The organism is Stenotrophomonas sp. HMWF003, assembly GCF_003061285.1.
In the GTDB taxonomy this organism is placed as follows: domain Bacteria; phylum Pseudomonadota; class Gammaproteobacteria; order Xanthomonadales; family Xanthomonadaceae; genus Stenotrophomonas; species Stenotrophomonas maltophilia_AP.
Window position 1 is genome coordinate 1,657 of record NZ_QAIW01000192.1, and the last position, 6,611, is coordinate 8,267.

Genomic DNA, 6,611 nt, shown 5'->3' on the forward strand with positions numbered 1-6,611 from the left:
CGATGGCATCGCAGCGTTCCAGACGGGACCGGATGCTGCCATGCTGCCTCTCCGATCAGCGGCTGCCCGTGAAGGCCTGGGGCGACGCGTACTGCGGCCCCTGAATCGTCCACGATGGGGAAGCTACCTGCCTGCCCAGGGCGGCCCTGGCCCTTTCCCACTGCGCCCGCCCTCAACGCCGCACGTCATATCCCGCTGTATGCGAGCCGACGACGGGTCAGACCATAGGTGTCGTCGAGCAGCGTCTCGATCGCCTGCAAGCCTTCGGCAAGCACGTTCCCGTCCGGACTACCGCATTGCGTCTCCCCTGCACCGTCCCCCGCACCCGCTGGCTTCAACCAGCACGCCAGCTCAAGCCGCTCCTGCCCCTTGCGGTCATAGCGATACACGCGGTACGCGGCGCTGCCGTCCCCCAGCAGCGTCTGTCTGAAGCCCGCACGTCGGCCGGCACCTGCAAGATCTTCGCCAACGGCGCCAGGGCCACCAGAGCCGTAGCGGATCACCTGCTGCACCTTGCCTGCTGCGTCGTAGTCTTCCTGACGCAGCACAAGCTGCGACCGCCACACCCGCTGGACAGGGACATGGCTGCCGGCGGCGAACACTTCCTCCACCCGTACGTCCTTGCCATAGCCGTAACTGCGCACACGCGGGTAGCTGGCCAGGTTCGCAAAGCCATCGCGGGCGGCCGACATCGAAAGATCCGCTTCGGGGAAATCGTAATGCACGCTCGCCTTGGAGCGCCCATCCATCTGTGGCCGCTCCCGATAGATCGGCTGCGCATCGTCGGCGGCGAAATCCGGCGGATACGCGTACAACGATGCAATCCCGCGTCCCGACGCAATCCGTGCCCCAACCGTGTTATCGGCAGCGGCGACGTCCGGCCGGGGCGGCATGAGGAACGTGGCGGTCCCTGTCCAACCCGCGTTGTCATAGCCATCCGGCTGCATCAGCGCCACGGCGCCCCCGTCCGGAAGTGAGGGCGGTCGGGATCGCAACAGGGCCAGGACGGTACCGTCGTCGTTGTACATCACCCGCAGCGAATCCACGTTGTCTTCGCTCAGGTCCGCACACGCCTTGCTGGACTCCCACCGCCCGACGCCGGCCGTGTCGATCGACCATGTCAGGCGTCCATCCTGGTCATACCGTGCGCAGTACAGCAGACCACTCTTGGGCGCCAGCCACGCGACACCGTCGGGTGGCAGCACATCGGGGCTGACGACATCACGCACTTCGACAAGGCGCCCCGCCCGATCATAGTGGTAGAGCCGCACCGCGCCGACGAAGAAATCCTTCGACCAGCGCCTGGCGCCTTCTGCGAAGGGTGTTACGGCATCAACCTGCTTGACGGCACCGTCACCGTGACGCGGTTGCCAGCGCTCCTCCCTGCAGACGCGCCACGTGTCTTCAATGCGTTCCCCATGGATGGCGGTACCGCCTGCGGCACCAAACATGTCAGTCGGCGGATCCTTCTGTGCCTGCGAAACCTCCACGTCGGGCAGCACAGCGCGGTTCTGCGCGTCCGTGCGGAACGGGTCGATACGGGTGTCGAACCCATCGGTGTTGCCCGTCATGAAGATTCCGGTCGCTCCAGAGGATGTCCCTGCTGCTGCAGCATCTCCCGTGCAGGCCGCTGCCAGCGGCGCGCCAAGCATGCCCGCAACGGCGAGCACGCTGGTGACTGTCCGTTGAGACTTCCTTTTACTCGGATCATCCATGACGTTTCTCCGTAGTTTCGTAAACAGCTTCCGTGTGGTTCGCCTGCAACCGCCTGAGCCACGCCGATTCGACGCCCTTACTTGGCAAATATCATCATCAGCAGCACCATCAGCCCCCCCAGAGCTGCCTGCAGCGCGCCAACTGCCGCAGCGGCCATCACGGCAACGATCATGTAGCCGATGTAGAACATCGCGCCCAGCCCGAACAGGTTGAGCCCCAGCGCCAGCATTGCCGAGCGCCAGGCCTGCCGCCGCCGGAACAGACTGACAACGCCCAGCAACAGGCCCGCAAGGAATACGATCAACACGGAGAGCAGTATCACGGCGACGGTAATCACGCGCCGTTCGGTGATGGACTCCCACTCGACGGCCAAGGCGGCGACGGCCAGGCCGATCAAGACCAGCAGGCCGAGGAACGACAAGGCCAGCGCGCTCTTTGTCAGGCGTGAAAGCCGCGCTGACGCGCCGCCGTCACCGATCGGGATGCCCAGACCCTCCTCAGGCGGGACACCTTCGGGCACCTTGGCCGGCACAGTCATCGCGCTTCGCCGTAGCTCAGCTTTTCCACGTCATATCCGTACGTCTTGGCCATGTAGCTGTCGATTGCCGCCAGCCCTTGAACCACCATCTTTCCATCGGGCGTTCCACAGCGATTGGCGACGTTCTTCATGCCGTAGATCAGCGCTTCTTCCCTGCTGCGCTTCGGTGTTGGATCGGGCGTCCACCATGGGAAATGGCGGAGGGGTTTGTTGCTGGGGACATCGTGCTGCCAGCAGACGAAGGTCAGACGCTCCTTGCCTGCTGTGTCGTAGTCGTAGACGCGGTAGCTGGCGTAGCCGGTGGTAGTGGGCGTAACCTTCAGCACGCCACTTTCGGCATAGCCTTTCAGGTCTTCCTCGTAGGCATCCTGCGGTGCGGCACCGTATTGAACTACGCGGATCAGCTTGCCATTGCCGCCGTACATCTCCTGACGATTCAGATCCAGGCTGCGCCACTGCCGCTGGCGCGGCTTTCTGGAACCAGCGTCGAAGACTTCTGACACCGTCATTCCGCTCCGATGAGGAAAGATCCTGACCCTGGGGTAGCTACCGATCGCAGCGAATCCCTTGTCTATCACCGACAAGGGCACCGGTGAACCAGGAAACCGGTACTCAAGCATCGAACCGCCGGCATCGCCACGCGCCGCATACGAGGGCTGCGCGTCTGCTGCCGCGAATTCCAGAAACGTTGTACTGAGGTTGGTCAATTCATCTTTCGCATTGAAATGAAGCTCCACGCGCGCTTGCTCGCCGGACGGAAGCCGTTCGGGCAGCCAGATGGACCCGTAGCCTCCGCCGCCAGGCTTTCGCTGGCTGTCGGAGGCGTCGGCATCGCCCTCTCCGTAGTAGTTCAGCATGGCGCGCAGGGTTCCATTGGCGTTGTAGCGATACCGCTCAAGCGAATGCTCGCCAGCCTTGAGCTGGCCACACGAGAACGCCGGGTCCTTGCTGACGCTAGGCCCCGGCAAGCCTGCAGACTGCACCAACCTGCCATCCTCGTAGCGGAAGCAGTACAGGACGGACCGTGCAACGATCTTCAACGGGTACTTCGGGTTGAGCCTGTTGGCCTCAGGGGACATGTACCTGTCCACCTCAATGAGATTATTGGACCCATCGTAGTAGAAGGCGGTTGCCGAGCTCATGTAGTAGTGCGGCAGCAACTTCACCAGCACGGGATGTCTTTCCTGCGCTGGCGTAGGCATGTACGCAATGGCCGCCACCCTTCCATCACTGTCCCGAAGACGTTCGGGCTTCCCACCAAGACTGTCTCTTACAACAGCGTTCAAGGTTCTACTCTTCCAGGTCTCCACCCGGCAGACCCGCTTACCGCCTCGCCCATCCTCTTCAGTGAATACAACATCCCCTCCCCATTGATCGAACTTTCCGGCCTTAAGCTCTTTCAGCGCGGGAGAAACGGCAGGCGGTGCCAGTCGACCACCTGGCAAAAGTCGGGGAGTGGCGACGCCGACGCCCCGCCCTTGTCCATTACTGAATAGCAGACTTACTCCGGTTGCAGGCGATGCCAGAGGGTCCAGCCTGTCGGTGCATGCAAGCGCGCGACCGCCGGAGCAGAGCGCACCCGCGACTACCAGAAAGGAGAACAAGTAATGCCTATTCTCCATGGGACTCCGCGGGCCCCGCATCCATGCGGCGATGGCTAGACCGATCAAGGCCGGAAGCGCAACAGGACGGCTTCGACGCGACCTTCGTCAGGCACAAGGCCGCACCATAGGCATGTCAGTGCGGCCTTGGAAGCCCGCCTCATACTGTTACAGAACGACGTCCTGCTCATGGACAGGCACACTTATCGCACCTCATCGTAGCTCAGCTTCTCTACATCAAATCCGTAGGTCTTGGCCATGTAGCTGTCGATCGCGGCCAGCCCTTGAACCACCATCTTTCCATCCGGCGTTCCGCAGCGATTGGCGACGTTCTTCATGCCATAGATCAGCGCTTCTTCCTTGCTACGCTTGGGGGTGGGATCCGGCGTCCACCACGGGAAGTGTCGGTAAGGCTTGTTGCTGGGACCGTCGTGTTGCCAGCAGACGAAGACCAGGCTTTCCTTGCCTGACGCGTCGTAGGTATAGACGCGATAGCTGGCATACCCAACGGTGGTGGGGGTGACCTTGAGCATGCCGGCTTCTGCGTAGCGCTTGAGGTCTTCCGGGTAGGCATCGCGCGGGGCCGCGCCGTAATGTACTACCTGCGCCAGCCCCCCTTTGGCGTTGTAGCTCTCCTGGCGGTTCAGGTCCAGCGTGCGCCACTGCCTCTGACGAGGCGCGGAGCGATTGGCATCGAATACCTCCAGGACCTTCAGCCCGCTCCGATGCGAGTAGGTCCGTACACGAGGATAGCGTTTCAGCCCGACGAAACCATCGTCAATGACCTCCAATGGCACAGGCCGGCTAGGAAAGTCGTACTCCAGCCTGGCGGGGCCGCCCTGCGTACGCTCTTCATACAGCGGTTGGACATCAAAGGCGGCGAACGCCATGTTGCCGGTAGTGAGGGTGTACAAGCCCTGGCCAGGGATGAAATTGAACAGTGCATCTTCCCGCGCAGCAGCAGTCCCTGTGCCCTTGAACCACACGTTGCCCTGCCCACGGCCGCTGGCCTGGGCCTCGGGCGGGGCAGTCCCATCGTTGTCCTGAATCGGGCCTGGCGTACGCAGGTTCGCCAACAGCGTGCCGTCAGGGTAGTAGCGGTAGCTCGACATCTCCGCCGTGCCTGGCGCCACCTCGCTGCATTGGAATGCGGGCGATAGACTTACAGGGCCATTAGTACCGCTGGTCATTGTGAGCCGGCCCTTTGTGTCGTAACGCGCACAGAACATCAGCCGGTCGTGGACGACAGCACGCGCGTCATGGTTGGCCGCGACGGTGATGTCCGGGGTTTCGTGCATTCGCGCTTCGACCAACTGGCCGTCCGGCGAGTGGTAAAAGGCGTCGACCCGTGTCATGAAATAGTGCGGCGTCAACTTCCCCAGGATTGGATTGCGCTCCTGTGCTGGCTGCGCACGGTATGCCAGCGCGCGCACCTTGCCAGCGGTGTCGCGACGCAGGCCGGGCCCGCCGCCAGCCTGCGGGCGTTCAAGTGGGCTGTAAGTCCGGCTTTCCCACTGTTCAATGCGGCAAACAACCTTCCCCCCCTTGCCATCGGACTCCAGGTAAATCACCTGGCCCTGGGTGGGGCCAAACGTACCCGCCGGCTTCGTGGCAACTGGCGGCGTCAACTCGGGCGGGCGGACACGGCCATCATCCAGAATCTGTGCCTGGCGCAGCACGACGCGCGCGCCGGCCCCGTCATTGAACATCAGGGTCACCCCGTCCACGGGCGAGGACAACGGTTTGGAGCGGTCGGTACAGGTCGCGGCCGCCGGAAGCGAAGCAGCCCCCATCATGATCGAGATCACCCCCACCACGCCGCGTTTGAGTCTCATGCCTGCTCCGTGCCTGTCTTTGGCGGGGATGTCGATGCCATGCTTGTTCGTTGCTCGTCAAAGCCGCGATGCATCGGCACGGCTGCGATGATCTCGACTGGCACTGCAGCTGCAGGGTCGTCCATGCCATGCCCCCACTCCAGCGGCATCGTGACCCAGAACCCCTTTACCGCCGCTGCACCATCACGCAGGCGGGTAAGCGCCTTGCCGACATTGTGGCGGCCGACCGTTCGCGTTACCTCGCCTTCCATCACACTTGCCACGGCCATATAGTCGATTTGGAGGTCGGAAGGTTGAGCATATAGATATCGCAGGACTTTCTCCCGCTTCTCGTCCATCCCTGCGGTGGCGAATCCCCGGAACACCGCATCATAGGTGCTCATGCTATTGCGTGGCACGTTCTGGAAGACCTCTTCAAATGCAACCGCGTTGGAATCGGCCAGCGTCTGGATCGCCTGCCAGCACGCTCGAGCGGCCGGCTGCTCGATGAACGATACGTCGCCAATGTTCGGGCGGATCGGTGGGTGGAATGCACTACCCGCCGCGTTGGTGTAACCCTGATCCTTGCCTACCCGACCCGGGACAGCCCCGACCTCGATCGATTTCCCCAAGAACTTTTTCCATAGGCGCAGGCGCAATTCGCGAGCGAACGTGCGCGTCCCGACCATCGTGCCGTTGCCCAGATTGCGCACCTTGGTTTCCGTGTCCACGATGACGGCGGCAATCTCGGTATCGCCGGTACCTTCCAGACTGCGGTCATTGCAGTTTGCGCTGCCGATGATCGCTACGGCGTCATCGACGATCAGGAGTTTGGAATGCACATAGCACTGTTCTGTGACCAGGTAGAGTGGCGGTGACGAAGCGCTGCCACCGACCGTGGGAGGAGCGCTTCGATAGTGGTCGTGATTCACATCCTTGAGA

The 6,611-nt window shown here is 62.6% G+C and carries 5 protein-coding genes; all 5 read right to left on the reverse strand.

The window, feature by feature from the left end; genetic code table 11:
- Positions 1–185: 185 nt before the first annotated feature.
- Positions 186–1,715, reverse strand: coding sequence for a hypothetical protein (locus DBR34_RS07735; protein WP_128096359.1), 1,530 nt, complete (start codon positions 1,713–1,715; stop codon positions 186–188).
- A 77-nt stretch (positions 1,716–1,792) separates the two neighbouring features.
- A complete protein-coding gene (locus DBR34_RS07740) occupies positions 1,793–2,254 on the reverse strand; it encodes a hypothetical protein (RefSeq protein ID WP_128096360.1) in 462 nt (153 codons plus the stop codon).
- Positions 2,251–3,426, reverse strand: coding sequence for a hypothetical protein (locus DBR34_RS07745; protein ID WP_258223739.1), 1,176 nt, complete (start codon positions 3,424–3,426; stop codon positions 2,251–2,253). The genes DBR34_RS07740 and DBR34_RS07745 overlap by 4 nt, the downstream gene beginning before the upstream one ends.
- Before the next feature lie 632 nt (positions 3,427–4,058).
- Entirely contained in the window at positions 4,059–5,690 is a 1,632-nt protein-coding gene (locus DBR34_RS07750; RefSeq protein WP_258223740.1) for a hypothetical protein, read from the reverse strand.
- The coding region (locus DBR34_RS07755) for a phospholipase D-like domain-containing protein (RefSeq protein WP_258223741.1) at positions 5,687–6,611 on the reverse strand (925 nt) is incomplete at its 5' end. The genes DBR34_RS07755 and DBR34_RS07750, both read right to left, overlap by 4 nt.

What these genes read in the sequence shown, in the direction of transcription:
- DBR34_RS07750 (WP_258223740.1), bottom strand. Translation starts at nt 5,690, where the DNA reads ATGAGACTCAAACGCGGCGTGGTGGGGGTGATCTCGATCATGATGGGG.
- DBR34_RS07735 (WP_128096359.1), bottom strand. Translation starts at nt 1,715, where the DNA reads ATGGATGATCCGAGTAAAAGGAAGTCTCAACGGACAGTCACCAGCGTG.
- DBR34_RS07740 (WP_128096360.1), bottom strand. Translation starts at nt 2,254, where the DNA reads ATGACTGTGCCGGCCAAGGTGCCCGAAGGTGTCCCGCCTGAGGAGGGT.